At 64.0% G+C, this 20,619-nt stretch carries 18 protein-coding genes; 2 read left to right on the top strand and 16 right to left on the bottom strand.

Annotated elements, in window-relative coordinates; genetic code table 11:
• From IG178_RS22740 to IG178_RS22715, 6 genes are all read right to left on the bottom strand, one after another.
• The coding region (locus tag IG178_RS22740; protein ID WP_193214889.1) for an Rne/Rng family ribonuclease at positions 1-1,527 on the bottom strand (1,527 nt) is incomplete at its 3' end.
• A 32-nt stretch (positions 1,528-1,559) separates the two neighbouring features.
• Positions 1,560-3,734, bottom strand: a complete 2,175-nt coding sequence (locus IG178_RS22735) for a peptidoglycan D,D-transpeptidase FtsI family protein (protein ID WP_193214888.1) — start codon at positions 3,732-3,734, stop codon at positions 1,560-1,562.
• 5 nt (positions 3,735-3,739) lie between these two features.
• Complete coding sequence (locus IG178_RS22730; protein WP_193214887.1) at positions 3,740-4,333, bottom strand: hypothetical protein; 594 nt, start codon at positions 4,331-4,333, stop codon at positions 3,740-3,742.
• Positions 4,330-5,142 (bottom strand): rod shape-determining protein MreC, encoded by an 813-nt coding sequence (mreC, locus tag IG178_RS22725; RefSeq protein ID WP_193214886.1) that lies wholly within the window; start codon positions 5,140-5,142, stop codon positions 4,330-4,332. Before mreC ends, IG178_RS22730 begins: the two co-directional genes overlap by 4 nt.
• A 25-nt stretch (positions 5,143-5,167) precedes the next feature.
• Positions 5,168-6,202 (bottom strand): rod shape-determining protein, encoded by a 1,035-nt coding sequence (locus IG178_RS22720; RefSeq protein ID WP_193214885.1) that lies wholly within the window; start codon positions 6,200-6,202, stop codon positions 5,168-5,170.
• A 206-nt stretch (positions 6,203-6,408) separates the two neighbouring features.
• Positions 6,409-7,203: a ParA family protein gene (locus IG178_RS22715; RefSeq protein ID WP_193214884.1), complete on the bottom strand. Its 795-nt coding sequence runs from the start codon at positions 7,201-7,203 to the stop codon at positions 6,409-6,411.
• A 148-nt stretch (positions 7,204-7,351) separates the two neighbouring features.
• Here IG178_RS22715 and IG178_RS22710 point away from each other — a divergent pair, with 148 nt between their 5' ends.
• Positions 7,352-9,100, top strand: a complete 1,749-nt coding sequence (locus IG178_RS22710) for an endo-1,4-beta-xylanase (protein WP_193214883.1) — start codon at positions 7,352-7,354, stop codon at positions 9,098-9,100.
• A gap of 2 nt (positions 9,101-9,102) precedes the next feature.
• On the opposite strand, the gene IG178_RS22705 is transcribed toward IG178_RS22710, so the two are convergent.
• The 10 genes from IG178_RS22705 to IG178_RS22660 form a co-directional block, all read right to left on the bottom strand.
• The gene (locus tag IG178_RS22705) at positions 9,103-9,582 is read right to left on the bottom strand and encodes a hypothetical protein (RefSeq protein WP_226895696.1); all 480 of its coding nucleotides are present in this window, start codon (positions 9,580-9,582) and stop codon (positions 9,103-9,105) included.
• A 79-nt stretch (positions 9,583-9,661) separates the two neighbouring features.
• Positions 9,662-11,140 (bottom strand): NADH-quinone oxidoreductase subunit N, encoded by a 1,479-nt coding sequence (locus tag IG178_RS22700; RefSeq protein ID WP_193214881.1) that lies wholly within the window; start codon positions 11,138-11,140, stop codon positions 9,662-9,664.
• Between the two features lie 43 nt (positions 11,141-11,183).
• Entirely contained in the window at positions 11,184-12,698 is a 1,515-nt protein-coding gene (locus IG178_RS22695; protein WP_193214880.1) for a complex I subunit 4 family protein, read from the bottom strand.
• Between the two features lie 36 nt (positions 12,699-12,734).
• Positions 12,735-14,531 carry an NADH-quinone oxidoreductase subunit L gene (gene nuoL / locus IG178_RS22690; protein ID WP_193214879.1) on the bottom strand — a complete coding sequence of 599 codons (1,797 nt, stop codon included), beginning with the start codon at positions 14,529-14,531 and terminating at the stop codon, positions 12,735-12,737.
• A gap of 42 nt (positions 14,532-14,573) precedes the next feature.
• The gene (gene nuoK / locus IG178_RS22685; protein ID WP_193214878.1) at positions 14,574-14,891 is read right to left on the bottom strand and encodes an NADH-quinone oxidoreductase subunit NuoK; all 318 of its coding nucleotides are present in this window, start codon (positions 14,889-14,891) and stop codon (positions 14,574-14,576) included.
• A 4-nt stretch (positions 14,892-14,895) separates the two neighbouring features.
• Positions 14,896-15,453 (bottom strand): NADH-quinone oxidoreductase subunit J family protein, encoded by a 558-nt coding sequence (locus IG178_RS22680; protein ID WP_193214877.1) that lies wholly within the window; start codon positions 15,451-15,453, stop codon positions 14,896-14,898.
• A 31-nt stretch (positions 15,454-15,484) separates the two neighbouring features.
• Positions 15,485-15,658, bottom strand: coding sequence for a hypothetical protein (locus tag IG178_RS22675; protein ID WP_193214876.1), 174 nt, complete (start codon positions 15,656-15,658; stop codon positions 15,485-15,487).
• Between the two features lie 7 nt (positions 15,659-15,665).
• Complete coding sequence (locus tag IG178_RS22670) at positions 15,666-16,232, bottom strand: 4Fe-4S binding protein (protein ID WP_193214875.1); 567 nt, start codon at positions 16,230-16,232, stop codon at positions 15,666-15,668.
• A gap of 19 nt (positions 16,233-16,251) precedes the next feature.
• Positions 16,252-17,511: a complex I subunit 1/NuoH family protein gene (locus tag IG178_RS22665; RefSeq protein WP_193214874.1), complete on the bottom strand. Its 1,260-nt coding sequence runs from the start codon at positions 17,509-17,511 to the stop codon at positions 16,252-16,254.
• 19 nt (positions 17,512-17,530) lie between these two features.
• Entirely contained in the window at positions 17,531-19,288 is a 1,758-nt protein-coding gene (locus IG178_RS22660; protein WP_193214873.1) for an NADH-quinone oxidoreductase subunit G, read from the bottom strand.
• 223 nt (positions 19,289-19,511) lie between these two features.
• Between IG178_RS22660 and IG178_RS22655 the strand changes: the two genes are divergently transcribed.
• The gene (locus IG178_RS22655; protein ID WP_193214872.1) at positions 19,512-20,603 is read left to right on the top strand and encodes a glycosyltransferase family 2 protein; all 1,092 of its coding nucleotides are present in this window, start codon (positions 19,512-19,514) and stop codon (positions 20,601-20,603) included.
• Positions 20,604-20,619 lie beyond the last annotated feature (16 nt).

Genomic DNA, 20,619 nt, shown 5'->3' with positions numbered 1-20,619 from the left:
CAGCGACGGGTCGGAGCGGAAGATCAGGCGGCCGGAGTGCTGGCGCTCGAGCTCGACAAGGTGCTTGCCATCCTCGGTCTTGAAGCGGTTGAGGACATCCGGGTTGACCACGATGATGAGATCCCCGGCTTGGTCGCGGACTTTGTTGATCACGGTGACGATGTGGCGCTGGATCTCGACGCTCATGGTCATGGGGGTCTTCACCCGCGCGCGGCCCTGGCAGTAGGGGCAGGGTTCGAACATCGTGTCGCGCAGCGATTCATTGAGCCGCTGGCGGGTCATCTCCATCAGTCCGATCGATGAGATCTGCAGCACCTGGGTCTTGGCCTTGTCCTTCTTGAGGCGCTCTTTCATCGCCTTGTAAACCGCCTGCTGGTCCTTGCGGTGGCGCATGTCGATGAAGTCGACCACCACCAGGCCGCCGATGTTGCGCAGCCGGAGCTGGCGGGCAACCTCCTGGGCGGCTTCGACGTTGGTTTCGAAGATCATCTTGTCGACGTCCTTGGAACCGCGGTTGCGGCCGGTGTTGACGTCGATGGCGATGAGCGCCTCGGTCTCGTCGATGACGATGTAGCCGCCGCAGGGGAGCCAGACCTGGCGCGAGAAGGCCTCGTCGATCTGCTTCTGGATGTTGATGGCCTCGAAGATCGGCTGGGTGGTCGGCAGGTGATGGATTCGGCGCTTGGCGCGGCGGGAAATCTTGCCGGCGATCTCGCGGATGAACTCGGTGGTCTCGGCGTCGTCGCAGAGCACCTGGTCGACTTCATCGGTGAGGAAGTCGCGGGCGGTGCGCTCGATCAATCCCGGCTCCTGGAACACGCACAGCGGGGCGGGGCGCGAGTCGCGCTTTTCCTCCACGGAGTTCCACTGCTCCAGCAGCATCGCGAGGTCGCGGACGAAGTGGCGGGCGCGGGTGCCGATGGCGACGGTGCGCATGATGATGCCCATTCCTTCGGGCACGCTGAGCCGCTGCATGATCTTGCGCAGGCGCTGGCGTTCCTTGGGGTCCTCGATCTTGCGGGAGATGCCGAACTGTTCGGTGAAGGGCATCAGCACGAGATAGCGGCCGGCCAACGAGATGTTGGTGGTGACCCGCGGGCCCTTGGTGCCGATCGGTCCCTTCGAGACCTGGATCATGATCTCGGAGCCGACCGGATAGATGCTCGGGATGTCCTTCGAGGTGATCTTCTTCTGCTGCTTCTTCTTGCCCTTGCCGCGGTCGATTTCCTCGAGCCCGCCGTCGAGCGCAGCCGGGATGGCGTCCCAGAAGTGGAGGAAGGCGTTTTTGTCGAGGCCGATGTCGACGAACATGGCCTTGAGGCCCGGCTCGATGTTCTTCACGCGGCCCTTGAAGATGCCGCCGACGATGTTCTGCTCGCCCTCGCGTTCGACGGTGTATTCTTCGAGGACCCCGTTTTCGAGGAGGGCGACGCGGCGTTCGAGTCGCTCGACGTTAACGATGACAGTATTGCCTTCCTTGGCGTTGGGCTTGCCGATGCCGAGGAATCTCTTGAGTTTCTGAATCATGGATTGAATAGGAGGAGGTAAATTCGAAGGGGTCAGCGGTCGCGGGAGCGGTTGTTCCGTGGTGTCACGGTGCCTTCCGCGTCCGCTTCCGGTTTGATGGTGGGTTGGGGTAAGACGGGTGGTTCGGAGAGTTTCGGGTTGGGATTCACGATGCCCGCGGCGGTGGCGGCTTCAGCGGCTTCGTCGCCGGTTTCGCCATCGGCTTCCGTGGCATCGATGGCGGCCAGCACGTCTTCGGGCAGGGGGATCTCTTCGATCGCTTCCAGCGCGCCGGGCACGGGGTCGAGCGGATGCAGGGGCAGCTTCATGCCTTCGTCGCGCGACAGCAGTCCCCGCAGGATCAGATGGACCAGCGGCCCGGCAACTGCACCGCCGGACTTGCCTTCGCGGACCATGACGACCACGGCGTAGCGCGGTTCATCGTAGGGGGCGAAGGCCATGGTCCAGGCATTGTGGCGCTGGTAGCTACCGGCCTGTTCCGCCTGGGCAGTACCGGTCTTGGCGGCCACCACGTAACCAGGGACCTTGACCCGGCTTGCGGTGCCGCCAGGGACGTTGACGGCCATCCGCATGCCCTCGCGGATCAATTCGAGGTCGGCGGGCTTGAGGCCTTCCTTGAGAAGATCGACCTTGAGGCTCGGCGTGTCCTCGATGAGCGGGGTTCCGTTGCGATCGACCGCGCGCTTCACCAGCCGGGGCCGGTAATAGCGGCCGCCGTTGGCGACGCAGGAGACCATCGCGCAAAGCTGAAGCGGGGATGCCAGCGAGTTTCCCTGGCCGATGGCGGCGAAGGCCATGTTGACCGGCGTGGGGCGTTCGTTCGGATTCTTGCGCTGCCACTCGCGGCTGCCGATCACGGTGCCGCCATCTTCACCGGGGACGGGGATTCCGGTCTTTTCCCCGAATCCCAGCATCCGGAAGCCGTCCGCCATGTCCTTGGGGCCGATGGCGTTGGCCAGTTGCATGAAATAGGGGTTGCAGGAGACTTGGATTGCCTTGGGGAGCGGCAGTCCGCCGTGGGCACCGCCCTTCTTGGCGATCCAGCAGCGGACCTTGGTGTTGCCGTAGGGCACGTAGCCATTGCAGTTGTAGCTGCGGTGGGCGAAGCCGCGGATCGCGCCGACGATTGCCGTTGGTACCTTGAAGGTGGAACCGGGAGAAAAAGTGCTGATGGATCGGTCGATCAGCGGGTGATGGGGGTTGTGATCGTACTCATCCTTCTTCGCCTGGGTGATGCTGGGGATGAAGTCATTCGGATCGTAGTCCGGGACCGAGGCCATGGCGAGGATCTCGCCGGTGCGCACGTCCATCACCACCCCGGCCGCCGTGCCGGCGCGACGCAGTGCATTGGAAACCAGATACTGGATTTCGGCGTCGATGGTCAGCGTGACCTCGGCGCCAACCCCGGGATCGACGGCATCGACGAGCACTTCGCCGAGGATTTTGCCCTTCTCGCTCTTGACGATCTGCTTCCAGCCTTCGGGGCCGCGCAGCATGTCGTCGAGGGTGGCCTCGACGCCGGCAACGCCACGGTCGTCGCCGACATACTGGTATCCGTATTTGCGGGCGGCGTCTTCCGGGATATCGCCCTTCGACCACTGGCGGAGGAATCCAAGGGTGTGGCAGGACAGAGCCTTGTAAGGATACTCGCGCTGCGGGCGGACGTTCAGGTAGACGCCGGGAATTTCAAGAGAGTGCTCGGCGAACTTGGCGAACTGGTCGTAGTCGAGGTCCGTGGTGTAGGTGAAGGGGACGAGGCCGCCGTGGGTCTTGTAGTGGACCCGCATCGCCTCGGCGTTGAAATCTCGGAGCAAGCCGAGCTTGCCGAGGGGACTGATCACCCGCTCCTTGACGATGGCGACGATGTCCGTCTCCGTACCCACCCGCGGCATGCCCTTGTCGCTGGTCTCGACGTCGACGGTCGGGTCCTGGTCGCGCTGGAGGCGGTAGGCGCTGTGGATTTCCTCGAGATTGAAGGAAACCTCGTAGTTCCGGCGGTTGCGCGCCAGCTCGATGCCGTTGCGGTCCTTGATGGTGCCGCGGATTCCGGGTTCGCGCACGGTGATCTGGCGGTTGCCAGGAACCTGTCCCTTGTAGAACTCGCGCTTGTTGATCTGGAAATCGTAGAGCCGGGTCAACAGCGCTCCGAAGCCAAACAGCACGAGGGCGGTCAGCAAATAGACTCTGAGGCGGTAGCGGGGTTCCATGACAATCAAGCGATGGCGCGGCGGCGGCGTTTCTTTTTCAATCCCTCGAAGCGGATCTCATGGCCGAACCTCCCGGCGATGGTGAAAAGGATCCAGAAAACCAGCGGTGAAAACAGCATCGTCAAGGTCGAGGTGAAAATGATCTGGTAAAGGGTGGCCCGGGGGAAAATGAAGCCGCCGCGGACGAAGTTGATCATCAGGTACTCGGCGATCAGGTAGACGAAGATCGAGATCCCGGTGAGGATGGTGGAAAACTGCCATTTCCCTTCGCGGAACAGCGGCTGGATGCCTTGCATCAGGAAGCCGATGACGCCGTAGAGGATGATCGAGTAGCCGAAGCGCAGGGATTCCGCCGGATACTTGTAGACCTCCGGGTCGCCGCCGGGCGGGCCGAGGGTGGTCTGGGCGTCCCAGAGGAAACCGCAGATGAAGGCGAGCACCAGCATGACCGGGGTGCGCACGGTGACCGACGCGCACAAGAACACCAGGGTCACCAGCAGGAGCCGTGAGTTGAACAGTCCGGTCAGCGCGGGAATGAACTGCTGCGCCACCAGGGCGAACAGGACAAGGATGAGCAGGCTGAAGGTGTAGCGGATCACTGAGTCTGCTGCAGCGGTAGAAGGAAAACCGTGCTCAGATCCGTGAAGTCAACGGAGGGTCGGACCAAAGCTTCGGAGTCGAGCGGACCGGGAACGACCGCTTCAACCGTTCCCACCAGGAGGTTCGCGGGGAAAAGTCCCCCGCGCCCGGTGGTGAATACCCGCGAGCCCGGGCTGAGCCGGGCTTTCGGGGAAAGGAACCTGAGGCGCAGCTTGGGCTCGCCTTCATACTGGCCGCGCTGGCCGCTGAGGATGCCCACCTCGGGCGTCCCCTCGACCTGCACGGAAACCTGGCAGGCTTCGTCGGTCAGCAGGATGACCGAGGAGAAGCCGGTCTTGCCAACGCGATCCACCTTGCCGACAAGCCCGCCGTCGGCCACCACCGGTTGGTGGAGCACGACGCCGCTGTCCTCGCCGCGGTCGATCTCGACGGTCTGCCACCAGGTGGTTGGCTGGCGGCGGATCACCCGCGCCGCGGTGGCGGCGAATTCGGTGCGCTGCTGGAAGTCCATGGCCCGGCGCAGGCGGGCGTTTTCCGCCTCCAGTTCCCGGGCATGGGATTCCACTTGGCGCAACCGGTCATACTCCTGGCGGATCTCGTCGAGTTCCGCCTCCAGCTCCTTCGAGTGGCGCACCTCGTCGCGGAAAGCGCGGGCCTTCACCTCGAGCTTTGAACCGGCCGTGAGAAACGGTGTCAGGCAGGAGTAGTAGGTGTTCTGGATCTCGCGGACCGTACGTTCGCTGCGGGTCAGCGCCCAGACGGCGCCGGCCAGAAAAAGCAGGGATGCGAGGAGATTGAGCGGCCTCATGGCGAGGAGCGCCCGGCCATGCCGGTCAGTAGTGCGAAGAAGTGGTGACCCGCTTCAATACCTCGATCTCCTGGAGCATCTTGCCCGTGCCTTCCGCCACGGCGCTGAGGGGATCCTCGGCGACATGGACCGGCAGGCCCGTTTCCTCCCGGAGAAGTCGGTCCAACCCGCGCAACAGCGCGCCGCCACCGGCGAGCACGATCCCGCGGTCCACCAGGTCGGCGGCCAGTTCGGGAGGGCAACGCTCCAGCGTGGTGCGCACCGCGTCGACGATCGTCGTCAGCGGGTCGGCCATGGCCTCGCGGATCTCCTGCGAGGTGATGGTGATGGTTTTCGGCAGGCCGGCGACGAGGTCGCGGCCCTTGACGTCCATGGTGATCTCCTTGGCCAGCGGGGCCGCGGATCCAAGGCGGATCTTGATGTCTTCCGCGGTGCGTTCGCCGATCATCAGGTTGTAGGCCCGTTTCATGTAGGAAACGATGGCCTCGTCGAGTTCGTCGCCGGCGGTGCGGACGGAGCGGGCGAAAACGATGCCGCCCAGGGAAATGAGTGCCACTTCGGTGGTGCCGCCACCGATGTCGACGATCATGTTGCCGGAGGCGTCCATGACCGGCAGGCCCACGCCGATCGCGGCGGCCATCGGCTCCTCGACGATGTGGACCTCGCGGGCCCCGGCCTGTTCGGCGGACTCGCTGACCGCACGGCGCTCGACCTCGGTGATCCCCGAGGGGACGGCGATGACGACCCGCGGGTTGTTGCGGCGGCGGTTGTTGTTGGCCTTGCGGATGAAGTGCCGGAGCATTGCTTCCGTCACCTCGAAATCGGCGATCACGCCGTCCTTCAGCGGGCGGATGGCGACGATGTTGCCCGGCGTGCGCCCGAGCATGCGCTTGGCGTCGTCGCCGACGGCCAGGACCTCGTTGGTGCCGGCCTTGACCGCGACCACCGAGGGTTCGCGCAGGACGATGCCCTGATCCTTGACGTTGACGAGGGTGTTGGCGGTGCCGAGGTCGATGCCGATATCATTGGAAAACCAGCTTCCGAAGAATCGAGAGAACATTCTGGTGGTGAGAAATTGGGAAAAGGAATGGCGACGGTCGTCAAAAACCCCGGCGTGGCACCGTCAGCCGTGAACCGGGGGACAAAAAATCAAGGAATCCGAGCAATTTCGGAAGCCGGCGGACTATGGCGACCACGGCCCCGTGGGGTCAAGACGATATCCCTTGTTCTACGAAGAGAATGAAGGAGTTCCACGGCTCTTCCCGGTCAGCCGGTGGCGAGTGCCGGGCCGACCGCGGCGTGGCGCGTCAGGAACTCGTCGGCGAGCGCAAAGTAGGAGTCCGCACCGAGTCCGGCCGGGTCGTGCTCGAAGATTGTCTTGGCGTGGCTCGGCGCCTCGCCGAGGCGGATGGTGCGCGGGATCACCGTGCGGTAGAGTTGCTCCGGGAAGTAGTTGCCGACCTCGTCGACGACCTGCTTGGCGAGGTTGGTGCGGCCGTCGAACATGGTCATCACGATGCCCTCCAGCGTCAGGTCGGGGTTCGCCCCGGAGTCGCGGATCTGGTCGATGACGTGGACGATTTTCGCCAGTCCCTCCAGACCGAACCATTCGCACTGGAGCGGGATCAGGATCTCGTCGGCGGCGGCCAGGGCGGAGGTCATCAGGACGCCGAGCGACGGCGGCGTGTCGAGCAGGCAGTAATCGAACAAGTCGTTGGGCTTCAGCCCCTGGAGGTGGGTTCTCAAGCGCACCAGGTGGTCGTCGCCACGGGCCAGCTCGATCTCCACGCCGGCAAGGTCCATGTGGGAAGGAATGACCGAGAGATTGTCCCGGCCGGACGAAATGATCTTGTCGCGGACGTTCGCCTCGCCGAGCAGGGCGGGGTAGACGGTGCCGTCGCCTTCGGTGTCGATGCCGAGTCCGCTGGTGGTGTTCGCCTGGGGGTCGAGGTCGATCAGCAGCACCCGCTGCCCGCGCAGGGCGAGGGCGGCGGAAAGATTCAGCGCGGTGGTGGTTTTCCCCACGCCGCCTTTTTGATTGGCAACAGCGACAACTTTCATCAGGCGAGCGGATGGCAGCGGGGGGGAGTCTTCCGCCCTCGCGGCGGGCTGGCAAACAAAACCGCGACCGGTGACCGAAATGGGCGCCGAAAGCGCCTTTGGGCGTGCCCCTGCAAGCCGGTTTGGCATAGTGTGGAGACGATCCATGATGAGAATCCTCCCGCTCCTCTGTTTCATCGGCTTGGTGGCACGTGTGGCCGCGGAGTTGAGCCCTCCCGACGGCGGCGAAGACCTCCTCGACCGCGGACTGCTCAAGGTCCAAGCAGATCCGGCCCATGCGACGGCGAGAGAGATCGAGGGCGGCGGTTGGCAGCTCAACATCAATCGGCCAGACGAGGAGCGGCCACACTTGGCGCAGATCTCCACCGGCATCGACCTGAATGCGCTGGCGGAGGGAGAGGTTGTCCTGGCAATCATCCGGGCCCGGTCCGCGGCCGGGGATGCGGCGGTGATCGAGGCCAAACTCCAGCGCTCGGATCCTCCCTACGATGTCCTGGCGCCACCGGTGCCGCTGGAGCTCAGCGGCGACTGGCAGGAACTGCCGGTGGTGTACCGGGTGACGGCAGCGGCGGAGAAGCACCGGGCGACGCTGACCTTGCTCTGCGCCCGCCAACTGCAGACCGTCGAGGTTTCGTCGATCCGGGCGCTGAAATATCCGGCCGGAACCGATACCTCTGCTTTTCCACGAATCCGCCGCACCTATGAGGGACGGGAGCCGGGGGCCGCTTGGCGGGAAGCGGCATTGTTGCGGATCGAACAGCTCCGGAAATCCGATTTTTCGGTGCGGGTGCATGATGCGGACGGCCAGGCGCTGGTCGGCAAGGAGGTGGTTCTGACCCTGCGCCGCCATGAGTTCGGCTTCGGTTCAGCGGTCACCGCCGAGCTCCTCACCGAGGAAAGCGAAGATGGCCGACGCTACCGTGCGATCGTCGACCGCCTGTTCAGCCGGGTGGTTTTCGAGAACGATTTGAAGGACTTCGGCTGGGAGGAGGGCGCGGAAGGTCGCGATGAACGGTTGGCGCGGCTCGATCACGCCTTCGCCTGGTTGGGAGAGCGGCACATCGCGGTTCGAGGTCATTACCTGATGCAGAACGCCGTGCCTCCGAATCTGGACGACCTCACCGATCCGGAGGCGATTCGCCGGCACTTCCTGGAAACGGCGAAGGCGCGGCTCGATTTCGCGAAGGACCGGGTCTGCGAATGGGATGTCGTGAATCATCCGGTGGGCTGGAACGGAGCCAAGCTCTTCACGGCACGACCCGGTCTGGCGGAACTCGATCGGGAAGTCTACGGGCTGGCCCAGCGGGCCACGGCGCTGCCGTTTTTCGTCAATGAGGACCAGCTTTTCCGGCCGGGCAGGCAGTCGGATGAGACTTTCACCTACCTCGAGAAGCTGAAGCAGGCAGGGTTCCGCGTCGACGGTCTTGGCAACCAGGCCCATATTGACGACAGCTACCTGCCGAGCCCCATGCAGGTCCTCGAGGTCACCGACCGTTTCGGGGCATTGGCGCCACGCCAAGCCATCACGGAGTTCGACATCGTCACCGCGGATGATGAGGAGTTGGCCGCCGACTACACGCGCGACCTGATGATCGCGGCATTCAGTCACCCGGCCTACACCAGCTTCATCCTGTGGGGGTTCTGGGAGGGCAGGCACTGGAAGCCGGACGCAGCCTCCTGGACCCGGGATTGGACCGCCCGGGCGCGAGCGGAGGTTCTCGAGGAATGGCTCGGCCGGCGCTGGACCACCAGTGTGACCCTGACCACCGGCAAGGGCGGGATCGTCCAATGGCGCGGCTTCCCCGGCTGGTATGAAGTGCGGGTTCCGGGCGATGGAAAGACGGGAGTTTTCCAAGTCACCAAGGCGGTGCCGAGCGGCACGGTCGAGGTGCCCTGATCTCAATGACTCTCCGGCGACGGAAAGGCATGGGGCTCAGGCGCTTCGCGGCGGACGAAGAGGAGGGAGATGAAATTGAGAACCGGGGCTGCGACCAGGCAGTAGACGGCAGGTCCGGCCTCGGCCCGGGTGTAAGGATCCAACAAAATGAAGTAGAGGATGATGCCGGCCAACGCGCAGGTCGCGATTCCCGACACCAGGGTCACGGTCCACCACAGCAAACGCGAGCTCCACGTCATCCGGAGAAGGAAGGGAAGCAGGACGATCAGCAATGATTCCGTGAGTAGGCTGGCGGCCGCGAGGACCAACGGCGGTTCCTCGAGACCTCCATCGGCCAGATCGCCGAAGATGTCTTCCCAAACAACCCAGCCTTTCCAAAGCGGAGACCAAGGCAGGAAATGAAAGGCCACGAAGACGACCAGCGCGGTGACCGCGAAGGCCAGCGCAATCAAGTTCATCCGGCGGGCTTGGGACATCGGCATGCCGCCAAGCTGTGCCTCCACGAACCCGGGCGGGCAAGTCCGGATCCTCGTTGCCGTCCGGAGGGTAGGTGTTCGGAACTCAGCCCAGCAGCCAGAGGATCGGCTGCGGCCAGATGCCCAGCACCAGCACCGCGATGGTCAGGGCAACCACACAGGTGCGGGTGATCTGGGGCAGGACCAGCGGCTTGGCGTTGTCGGCGGGGGATTCCCACCACATCGCGCGGATGATCTTGAAGTAGTAGTAGAAGCCGGCTGCGGCCCCGATGAAGGCGAAAGTCACGCCCCACCACAGGCCCGCCTCGACGGCGAGGGAGAAAACGAAGAACTTGCCGATGAATCCCGCGGTCAGCGGCACGCCGGCGAGGGCGGCCATGACGACGGTCAGGCCAATCGCCAGCACCGGGTTGCGCTTGCCGAGACCGTTGAAGGCATCGATCTGCTCGGAGCCGTCCTGGATGCGGACCTGGGCCAGCACAAAGAAGCTGGCCAGGGTCATCAGGAGGTAGGTGGCGAGGTAGAAGGAGACAGCACCGACCGAGCCGATGGCGGAATCGCTTTCCTGCTTCCACGAAGCGAGCGCGAGGACCAGGAAGCCGGCGTGGGCGATCGAGGAATAGGCGAGCAGGCGCTTGAAGTTGCTCTGGCTGATCGCGGCGAGGTTGCCGAAGATCAGGGTGGCACCGGCCATGATGGCGAGCATCAGCAGCACCTGCGGGGCGACCGGGGAACCGGGCTGGAGGAGCGGGTCGAGGAAGCGAATCAGCAGGATGAAACCGGCGGCTTTCGAGCCGACCGAAAGGAAGGCGGTGGTCGGGGTCGGCGCGCCTTGGTAGACGTCCGGGATCCAGACTTGCATCGGAACGGCTCCGACCTTGAAGCCAAGAGCGATCAGGATGAGAGCGATGCCGAACAGCAGCGGAGTGGTGGAGGGAAGGTTCGAAATCGCGCCTTCAAGTCCTACGAGGCTCATTGTGCCGGTCGTGCCGTAGATCCAGGCGATGCCGTAGACCAGGAAACCGGTGCTGAGCGCGCCGAGGATCAGGTATTTCACCCCGGCCTCAAGCGAGCCGACATTGCGGCGCAGGAAGGCGACCAGAATGTAGAAGGTGATGGTGACCAGTTCGAGGGCAACGAAGGCGCCGGCGAGGTCCTTGGCGGAGGCCATCCACATCATGCCGGCGCAGGCGAAGACCGGCAGGCAGTAGTATTCCCCGGTGCCCGACTCGCTTTCCGGATGATCGGTGAAGCGCGAGAGGACCGAGCGGAAATCGATCGACATCAACAGCACCAGGATGGTGCAGACGAGGGCGAAGCCCTTGTAGAAACGGGCCAGCGGGTCGAAGGAGTAGAACTTCGAGAGTTCCCAAGTTTCCCAAGTGCTGCCTTCCTTGGCCTGGTCCGGACCGATCGCGAAGAACGAGAGGATCAGGATGAAGGTCAAGCCGGCCGCGGCGGAGAAGCCGACGAGCTTCTTCGAGTGGCTGGGACCGAACGCTTCGACCATCAGCAGGAGCAGGCCGAGGGCGACGGTCAGGGCTTCGAGATAGTAGGCGGGCATGGGAAGAAGTGGAAAGTGATCAGTGATCTGTGATCAGCGGGAGTCACTTAAAGAGGCTGAGGAGGAGATTCGGGAACAAGCCGACGGCGAGCAGGGTGACCGCCAGTAGCAGGGCCGGGATGCGGTCGGCGGGGGTGAGGTCGAGCGACGATTCGGTGGCGCGGACGCTCTCGCCCTGGAAGATCCGGCGGTAGGCACGGAGCATGTAGATGGCGCTGATGACGACGCCCCAGATGGCGCAGATGCAGGCGATCTGGACCGGGCCGAGGCCGGCGGCGGGATCGTAGTTCTTGAACGCGGAGAGGAAGACCATCACCTCGCCGGCGAAATTGGCGAGACCGGGCAGGCCGATCGAGGCGAAGCCGACAAGTCCGAAAAGGAAGGCGAGGCTTGGTGCCGCCTTGGCAAGGCCGCCGAGGTCGGTGAGTTCCAGGGTGCCGGTGCTGCGCTCGATCTTGTCGGCGAGACCGAACAGCATGGCGATCGAGATGCCGTGGGCGAACATCAGAAGCACCGCGGCGGGACCGGCGATGTCGTTGGTGAAACGCCCGACCGAGCTCAATGTCACCGCTTGGCCATCGACAAGGGCTCCCGCAAGTGCCGGACCTTGGTAGCTCGCGGCAAGCGCGGCGATGGCGAGGAAGATGTAGCCCATGTGCATGACCGACGAGTTGCCGAGCATGAGGTCGAGGCGCTTCTGGCTGACAGTGACGAGGCCGACCCAGAGGATGTTACCGACCAACAGGACCAGCAACGGGGTCAGCCAGTCGTTCATGCCGCCCGGGACCATGGGGATGGCGATGCGGAGCAGACCGTAGAGGCCGAATTTCTTCAGCACGCCGGCGTGGAGCATCGACGTCGGGGCGGGAGCGCTGGCGTAGGCGGGGGCGGCCCAGGAATGGAAGGGGAAGAGCGAGACGAGGACGCCGAAGCCGACGATTAGCAGGGCGGCGATGCCCTTCTGGGCGGCCGGATCAATGACCAGCGAGCCATTCTTCACCGCGGCGACCATGGTCGGGATGTCGAAGGTGCCGGCGAGATTGGCGAGCCAGACGAGCCCGGCGAGCAGCACCACCGAGCCGAAGCCGAGGTAGATGGTGATTTTCCAAGCCACCTCGCGGCGGTCGCCGCGGCCGAGGATGCCGATCATCAGGAAGGTCGGGATCAGCGCGAGTTCGTGGAAGGCGTAGAAGAAGAACAGGTCGGTGGCGGCAAAGGCACCGATGGCTCCCGCGGAGATCAGCAGGGAGGAACCGTAGTAGAGGATCTCGCGGCCGGCGGGAGCCCGACCGGAGAGCAGGGCGGCGACGGTGACGATGACCGAAAGCAGCACCATGATCACGCTCATGCCATCGCTGAAGCCGAAGGCGAGATGAAGCGAGGGCTTGGCGAGGACTTCAACCGAGCTTGCCCACATTTCTGCCTCCCAGGTGAAAGCCGCCCACAGGCCGAGGGCGAGGTTGGCGAGGCCGGCACCGAGCGCGGCCTGGCGGGCGGGGGCGCCGGCGAGGATCGCGATGAAGGCGATGATCGGAAGGGCAACGAGGAGAGCGAGCATGATGGAAAGTGATGGGATGTTAGACGCGGGTCACTTTCAGAAGACCGTGAGGTAGATGACGAGGATGACGCCGATGCCGAAGGCGAAGGCGTAGCCTTGCAGGTTGCCGGACTGGACGCGCCGGAACAGCCCTCCGAAGCCCTCGGCGATGCGGCCGGCGCCGCCGACGACGAGGCCGTTGATCAGGAACTCGTCGAAGAAGTGGACGATGGCGGCGAAGGCGTCCTGGAAGTACTTCACGACGATGTTGTCGTAGATCCAGTCGATCTTGAAGCGGTCGCGGAACAGCGGGATCGAGACGGGATCCTTGTCCTTGCCATTGTAAAGGGCGAAGCCGGCGAAAAGGCCGAGGAGCAGCGAGGCGATGGATGCGCCGAGAATGAGGCCGTGGCCTTCGGCGTGACCATGTTCGTGTTCCGGCACGTAGGCGTTGAGCGGCCCGGTGAGCCAGGCCGATCCAATGGCCATGCCGGCAAGCAGCACCAGTGGCACGAACATCATGGGGCCGACCTCGTGGGCGTGGCTGGCATTGTCCGAGCGGGTCTTGCCGAGGAAGGTGACCACGAAGGCGCGGGTCATGTAGAAGGTGGTGAGGAAGGCGACGGAGACGGCGATGCCGAACAGCACCTTGTTGCCGGTGAAGGCGGCGGCGAGGATTTCTTCCTTCGAATAGAAGCCCGAAGTGACGAAGGGCACGGCGATGAGCGCGGCGGTGCCGATGGCGAAGGTCAGGCCGGTGATCGGCATCTTCTTGAGCAGGCCGCCCATCTTCCAGATGTCCTGTTCGTGGTGGCAGGCGTAGATGATCGCGCCGGAACCGAGGAAGAGGAGGGCCTTGAACCAGGCGTGGGTGAAGAGGTGGAACATGCCCGCCTCGCCGGAAAGGAGGCCAACGGCCATCACCATGTAGCCGAGCTGGGAGAGGGTGGAGTAGGCGAGGATGCGCTTGATGTCGTTCTGCTGGGTGGCCATCAGCGCGGCGCAGAGCGAGGTGATGCCGCCGATCCAGGCGATGGTGTCGCCGGCGAAATTGTCGAAGGCAGCGGTGCCGATCGAGAGCTGGACGCGGAACAGCATGTAGACGCCGGCGGCGACCATGGTGGCGGCGTGGATCAGGGCGGAGACGGGGGTCGGGCCTTCCATGGCGTCGGGCAGCCAGACGTGGAGCGGCATCTGCGCGGACTTGCCGACTGCACCGCAGAAAACACAGAGAAGGCAGGCTCCGAGGACGCCGGTGGAGACCGTGGCGGGCACCGCCATTTCGGAGAAGGTCAGGGTGCCGGTGATGCCCCAAAGCATCAGGATGCCGATCATGAAACCGAAGTCGCCGATGCGGTTGGTGATGAAGGCTTTCTTGGCGGCGTCGGCGGCGCTGTCTTTCTGATACCAGTGACCGATCAGCAGGTAGGAGCTGAGACCGACCAGCTCCCAGAACATGAAGGTCATGATGAAATTCGATGCCAGCACGATGCCGGTCATCGAGAACATGAAGAGCGACAGGCAGGTGAAGTAGCGGGCCTTGGCGCTGTCGTCGGCCATGTAGGCGAGCGAGAAGACGTGGACCAGCAGACCGATGCCGGTGACGACGACCATCATACCCGTCGAAAGCTGATCGAGGGTGATGCCGATCTCGATCGAGAAGTCGCCGACGGTCGCCCAGCGGAGGGGTTCGGGGGATTTGTCCGCACCGAGCAGCATCAACGAGATGCCGAAGGTCGCCGCGACCGAGCCGACCGAGATGACCGACGCGATGAAGGCGATGCGCTTGAAGTAGAGTTGGTTCGCCGCGGCGGCGATCAACGGCAGGAACAGGAGGACCCAGGCGAGATTCATGGATGCTGGCAGGAAAGATGGGGCGGGAGGAAGCCTCGGCGACTATCCGCGCATGCTCGTCAGATCCTCGGTATTGATGGTCTGGCGGGCGCGGTAGAGGGCGACGATGATGGCGAGGCCGACGGCCACTTCGGCCGCGGCGACGGTGATCACGAAGAAGACCAGCATCTGGCCGTTGTAGTCGGGCAGGCCGTCCTTGCCGTTGAACCGGGAGAAGGCGACCAGGGTCAGGTTCGCCGCGCTGAGCATCAGCTCGAGGCACATGAAGATCACGATGATGTTGCGCCGCAGCACCACCCCGGCGAGGCCGATGGCGAAGAGGAGTCCCGAGACCAGGAGGTAGGAGTGGAGGCTTGCCATGGGATCAGGTGGTCTGGCGCTTGGAGAGGACGACGACGCCGACGGTCGAGACGAGCAGGAGCACGCCGACGATCTGCAGCGGCAGGTTGTAGCCCTTGAACAGCACGTCGCCGATCAGGTTCACGTCGGGCAGGTGGCCGGCCGCGAGCTTGGACGAGATCCCGGGGCTCTTGTCCGCGTACGAGGCGGACGCGGCGGCGAGGTCGAGCGGCTCGGACTTGATGTTAGGAGTCTTGGAAAGGATGCCGATGAGCTGGATGGAGAAGGCCAGCACGATACCGAGTCCGCCGAGGACCGGGGCGAGTTTCGGGGCCCGCTTTTCCTCGGTCTGCAGGTCGAGGAGCATGATGATGAAGATGAACAGCACCATGATCGCCCCGGCGTAGACGAGGATCTGGATGATCCCGACGAAGAAGGCGTTGAGTCCGATGAAGAGTCCGGCAAGCCCGACAAAGGAGGCGACCATCGACAGCGCGGATGCGACCGGGTTCCGCAAGGAAACCACGGCAAGGCCGCCGACGAGCATGACGATGGCGAAAAACCAGAATAGGGCGAGTGGCATCGGGAGAGGCGGGTATGGGAAAGTGGGTGGATCAGTCGTCGCTCTTCAGGCTGTAGATCCAGCCGCCCACGCCGAAGACGAGGACGGAGGCGCAGATCACGTAGGCAATTCCTCCCAGCGGGTCCGGTCCGGCCACCAGCCGGTGGGCATTGATCATGCCGAAAATGCCGGAGGTCACGACGATCGCGGAGGAGAGGGCTTTCATGGCCGGTTTACTTCAACTCATTCCATTTGTTGACGAGGCCGACGCGCTTGCCGCCGATTTCGTAGAGCTTCTTCTTGTCGTGAACCATGTCGGCGCGAGACAGACCGGTGATGGCGTAGTCCTTGCGCAGGTAGATCGCCTGCTCCGGGCAGACTTCCTCGCACATGCCGCAGTAGATGCAGCGGATCATGTCGATTTCGAATTCCTTCGGACGCTTCTCGACCTTGGCCCAAGGATCATCTGAAGGGATCTCGCCGGGAGTGATCTTGATGGCCTTGGGCGGGCAGATGAATTCGCAAAGCTGGCAGGAGACGCAGCGCTCGCGGTCCTGCTCGTCGGTCACGAGGGCAGGGGCGCCGCGGTAGTATTCCGGGAGATGCTCGTCCCACTTCTGCTCGGGATATTGCATGGTGGCTCCCAGGCCGGAGGAGGCGAGATCGCTGGCACCCCGGGTTTTGCCGCGGAGGGAAGCGATCGCGTGCTTCATCGTGATGACGAAGCCCTTCATGATCGCTCCGAGGTACATTTTCTCCCCGGAATTCAGCTTGGGGCGGGTGACTTTGACGACAGCCATGTTGAGGAAATGGTGGGGGCTAGGCGGCGGCGGGCAGCGCCTTGCGTTCTGAAACCTTGAGCACCCAGACCAAGGCGCCGGTGACGATGGCGAGCACGATCAAGCCGCCGACGGTGATGGCTGGACCGTATTGCGGCGCGGCGACGACCAGCGCGGCGAGGAAGACGTTGATCAATGCCGCTTCGAAGAAGATCACCCAGCCGAGGCGCATGAGCTGGTCGTAGCGGAAACGGGGAACCGTCCAGCGGACCAGGATGAAGAACAGGATGAAGGCGACCACCTTGGCCATGAAGATCGCCATGTGGATCAGGCCGCCGATGCCGACCCCGAAGACGGTCACGTCGCTGATCGCGGCATCAATTCCGAAGCCGAGGGACCAGCCGCCGAGGAAGAGGGTGACGACCAGCGCCGAGCCGATGACCATGGCCGCGTATTCGCCCATGAAGAACATCGCGAACTTCATCGACGAGTACTCCGTGTGGTAGCCGCCAACGAGTTCGGTTTCGCACTCCGGCAGGTCGAAGGGCATGCGGTTGGTCTCCGCGAAGACCGAGGTGGTGAAGATCACGAAGGCGATCATCGCCGGGATCCAGAACAACCAGGCGGTGTAGTCGCCGCCGTTGTTCCAAGGTGCCGACGCTCCCCATAGCGGCAGCAGGAGCCAGCCGTTGTCGGCCTGCTTCTGGACGATGTTGGAGAGGTTGAGATCCCCGTAGTAGAGCAGGACCGGGACGATCGAGAGGCCAAGGGCGATCTCGTAGGAGATCATCTGGGCGGTCGAGCGGACGCCGCCGATGAAGGGAAACTTCGAGTTCGAGGACCACCCGGCGAGGGTGATGCCGTAAACGGTCAGCGACGAGATCGCGAAGATGAAGAGCGGGCCGACGTCGAGGTCGGCGATGACCAGCTTGTGATGCTCGCCGTTGACGACGAGGTCGGAGCCGAAGGGAACCACGCAGACCGTCACCAGCGATGGGACGACAGTTAGGGCAGGGGCCAGCCAGTAGAACGCCTTGCGGACGTGGGAAGGGGTAAAGTCCTCCTTGAGGAAGAGCTTCAGGCCGTCGGCCATGGGCTGGATCAGCCCGAAGAACGAGAAGTCCTTCTTTGCCCCGAGCAGCGTCAGTGGCACACCGACGCGGTTGGGACCGACGCGGTCCTGGATGATCGCGGAGAATCGCCGCTCGAAGTAGACCGAGATCGGCACCAGCGGCAGCACGACCATGAAGGTCAGGCCGATGACTTTCGCGAGGATGATGAGGAGTGTGGCGAGGTCCATGAAAGGCGGGAGCCGGGGATTATCCGTTGATCAGGCCGGCGGCCTTGCGGGCACGCTCGTTTTCGAGCAGGGGGATCTTGATGCCGGTTTCGGTGACCGGCTGGCCGAGATCGCCGATCTTCGAAAGGGAAAGCCCGGCGAATTCGGCCGTGCCTTCCGCCATCGACTTGAAGACATCCTCGATGGTGGCGGGTCCGTCACCGGGCTGTCCGCCTTGGATGGCAAGGACGAGGTCGCGGAGGATTTCCCAGTCGTCGCGCGCGTCGCCGAGGGGCTCGAGGGCGCGGTTGAGGCGCTGGAGCCGGCCGGTGACGTTGACCATCGAGCCACGCTTCTCGACAAATGCCGCGCCGGGCAGCACGACATCGCTCGCTTCGGCGGTGGGGCCGGCGAGCAGCTGGATGGAGGCGATGAATTCCGGCTTGGCGATCTCTTCGGCGGTGAATCCCGCGTCGGTGAGGTCTTCGCCGAGGACCAGCAGGGCCTTGATGGCACCTGACCGGACCCCTTCGCGGATCCCGAACATGGCGCCCGCCGTGTCGGAGGTCTGCCAGACCAGCTGGGCGCCGGTGGTGTTGGGATTGCGGTCGGCGGAAACCAGGAGTTCGTCGGCTTCGCCCGTCCGCGGGACGGTGGTGAACTGGCCGGTGCCGAGGGCGTCGGCCAGGGCGCGGGTGAGGAAGAGTTCCTCGTTGGTCATCCGCGCGGAGGCGATGATGGCGATCTCGGAGGGCTGGAAGGTTTTCAGTGCGGTGACGGTCGCGGTGATCGCCTCGTTCCAGTGCGCGGCGGCATGGGTGCCGGCGATTTTGACAAGCGGTGCGGACAGGCGGGCTTCGCTGTCGATATAGTGGAAGTTCAGGCGGTGCGAGTCCGGCATCCAGGTCGAGTTCACATCGTCGTTCTGGCGCGGCGTGATGCGGTGGACCTTGTTTCCGCGGGTCCAGATCGTGATGTTCGAGCCGGTGCCGCAGTTGACGTCGATGCTCTTGGTTTCCTTGAGGAACCAGACCCGCATCTGGAAGCGGAAATCGTTGGAGGTCAGCGCGCCGACCGGGCAGATGTCGACGGTGTTCAGCGAGTAGTTCGAGTCGAGCTTGCGGCCCGGATGGACGGTGAGCGTGGTATGGGTGCCGCGCTGGGTGAAGCCGAGCACCGGATCGCCGGCGACCTCGTCCATGAAGCGGATGCAGCGGCTGCACATGATGCAGCGCTCGTCGTCGAGCCGGATCCGCGGGCCGATGTCCACGTTTTTCGGCTTCTTCACCTTCATGTCGACGAAGCGGGAGGCGCCCTTGCCGTGTTGGACCGAGAATTCCTGCAAGCGGCACTCGCCGGCCTGGTCACAAATCGGGCAATCGAGCGGGTGGTTGATCAGGAGGAACTCCATCACGCCCTCGCGGCACTTTTCGACCAGTTCGCCGGTGGTCCGGATCCCCATGTTTTCCGTCACCGTGTTCGCGCAGGCGATAACCGGGCGGGGCATCCAACCGATCGGCTGGTAGCCGTCGGCGTCGAAAGTCGGTTCCTGTCCCGGTGCCGGCCGGGGCGGCATGCCCATCTGGACCAGGCACATCCGGCAATTCCCCGGCGCGGTCAACTTCGGGTGATAGCAGTAGTGGGGGACTTCCTTCTGCGCGATCTTGCAAGCCTCGATCATGCGCATCCCGCGGGGCAACTGGTGCCAAACCCCGTCAATCTGCACGTTGACCAAGCCCTTCTCGGCAGCGAGATCCTTGGGAAGCTTGGCTTCGACGGTGGCGGCGTTGTCGCTCATGGGGCAAGGAGGACCGTCGGGGTGTCCCCGCGGCCCGCGGACTATGAAAAACCGCTTCCAACCCCGCAAGCGCACTTTGTGAAAAGTTTCACAAAGTCGGGAGAGCAGGGCAATCGGCGGAACGGGAATGGTTGCTGTTCGTCCGTATCGGCTGATATTCAGGGATTGAAATCCCGGGAACTTTTGTTAGGACTCAGGACGCTTACCCCCCTCCCAACCCAACTTGAAAACCCAACCCACCGTTTCGGTGGTGATTCCGGCCTACAATGCTGAATTGTGGTTGCCGTTCACCCTGCAGGCCGCGTGCAACCAGACGCTGCGCGACATCGAGATCCTGGTGGTGGACGATGGTTCCCGGGACGGGACCGCGGCGGTGGCACTTGATCATGCTGCCCGCGACGCGCGGATACGTCTGATCCAGACAACCAACGGCGGGGTGGGAGCCGCGCGGAACTCCGGCATCCGTGAAGCCCGCGGCCGGTTCATCGCCCCGCTCGATGCCGACGATCTCTGGCATCCTGACAAGCTGGAAGAGCAGGTCGCCTGCATGGAAGCGGGTGGCGAGGAGATGGGCCTGGTCTATTGCTGGCTGGAGAAGATCGATGCGACGGGAGGCGTGATCACGGCATCTTTTCCATGGGAGATCGAGGGCCGCGTCCTGCGGCCGCTGATTCTCAGGAACTTTCTGGGCAATGCGAGTGTCCCGCTGTTCCGGCGCAGTGCGCTCGATGAGGTGGGGCTCTACTTGGAAGCCGGCGAGCAGGGTGGCTCCCAAGGATGTGAGGACTGGGATCTGGCGATCCGCCTGGCGGAGAAGTTCACCTTCGGTTTGGTACGGCGATCCCTGGTGGGATACCGGCAGCTGGAGGATTGCATGAGCCTGCAAACCGATTGGATGGGGCAGACCTATGAGATCACGATGGACCGGGCCAAGGCGCGGAATCCCGGGCTCGATCCCGAGGTGTTCCGCTGGTCGGCCGGCAACTTTTACAGCTACCTGGTTTCCAAATGCTACGTCTGGGGAAACTACCGCGGTTGCCTCGATTCGATTTTCCGCGCGGTGAGTGCCGATCCCATGCTTGTGATCAACCGCAAGTTCCACGCGATGGGGCTGAAAAGCGTGATCCGCCTGATGAGCGGAACCCGCGGCAACATCCCGTCGTCCGGCAATGGATCCGACGCCGCCCTCGCCTTCCTGCCGCCCGGGAAATCGGCTGCCAGCTGGTCCGAACGGGTCCAGGCGAAGCGCTGGGCGGCGGCCCAGTCGCCGGACGAGAAGCCCGACGCCCGCAAGCGCCCGATGATCCGCTCGTAGCAGAGCCCCTCGAGAT

It is taken from the genome of Neoluteolibacter marinus, assembly GCF_014904755.1.
In the GTDB taxonomy this organism is placed as follows: Bacteria; Verrucomicrobiota; Verrucomicrobiia; order Verrucomicrobiales; family Akkermansiaceae; genus Haloferula; species Haloferula marina.
This window is presented reverse-complemented; position numbering and strand designations above follow the sequence as displayed.

What these genes read in the sequence shown, in the direction of transcription:
- IG178_RS22735 (WP_193214888.1), bottom strand. Translation starts at nt 3,734, where the DNA reads ATGGAACCCCGCTACCGCCTCAGAGTCTATTTGCTGACCGCCCTCGTG.
- mreC (WP_193214886.1), bottom strand. Translation starts at nt 5,142, where the DNA reads ATGAGGCCGCTCAATCTCCTCGCATCCCTGCTTTTTCTGGCCGGCGCC.
- IG178_RS22720 (WP_193214885.1), bottom strand. Translation starts at nt 6,202, where the DNA reads ATGTTCTCTCGATTCTTCGGAAGCTGGTTTTCCAATGATATCGGCATC.
- IG178_RS22715 (WP_193214884.1), bottom strand. Translation starts at nt 7,203, where the DNA reads ATGAAAGTTGTCGCTGTTGCCAATCAAAAAGGCGGCGTGGGGAAAACC.
- IG178_RS22710 (WP_193214883.1), top strand. Translation starts at nt 7,352, where the DNA reads ATGAGAATCCTCCCGCTCCTCTGTTTCATCGGCTTGGTGGCACGTGTG.
- IG178_RS22705 (WP_226895696.1), bottom strand. Translation starts at nt 9,582, where the DNA reads ATGCCGATGTCCCAAGCCCGCCGGATGAACTTGATTGCGCTGGCCTTC.
- IG178_RS22700 (WP_193214881.1), bottom strand. Translation starts at nt 11,140, where the DNA reads ATGCCCGCCTACTATCTCGAAGCCCTGACCGTCGCCCTCGGCCTGCTC.
- IG178_RS22695 (WP_193214880.1), bottom strand. Translation starts at nt 12,698, where the DNA reads ATGCTCGCTCTCCTCGTTGCCCTTCCGATCATCGCCTTCATCGCGATC.
- nuoL (WP_193214879.1), bottom strand. Translation starts at nt 14,531, where the DNA reads ATGAATCTCGCCTGGGTCCTCCTGTTCCTGCCGTTGATCGCCGCCGCG.
- nuoK (WP_193214878.1), bottom strand. Translation starts at nt 14,891, where the DNA reads ATGGCAAGCCTCCACTCCTACCTCCTGGTCTCGGGACTCCTCTTCGCC.
- IG178_RS22680 (WP_193214877.1), bottom strand. Translation starts at nt 15,453, where the DNA reads ATGCCACTCGCCCTATTCTGGTTTTTCGCCATCGTCATGCTCGTCGGC.
- IG178_RS22675 (WP_193214876.1), bottom strand. Translation starts at nt 15,658, where the DNA reads ATGAAAGCCCTCTCCTCCGCGATCGTCGTGACCTCCGGCATTTTCGGC.
- IG178_RS22670 (WP_193214875.1), bottom strand. Translation starts at nt 16,232, where the DNA reads ATGGCTGTCGTCAAAGTCACCCGCCCCAAGCTGAATTCCGGGGAGAAA.
- IG178_RS22665 (WP_193214874.1), bottom strand. Translation starts at nt 17,511, where the DNA reads ATGGACCTCGCCACACTCCTCATCATCCTCGCGAAAGTCATCGGCCTG.
- IG178_RS22660 (WP_193214873.1), bottom strand. Translation starts at nt 19,288, where the DNA reads ATGAGCGACAACGCCGCCACCGTCGAAGCCAAGCTTCCCAAGGATCTC.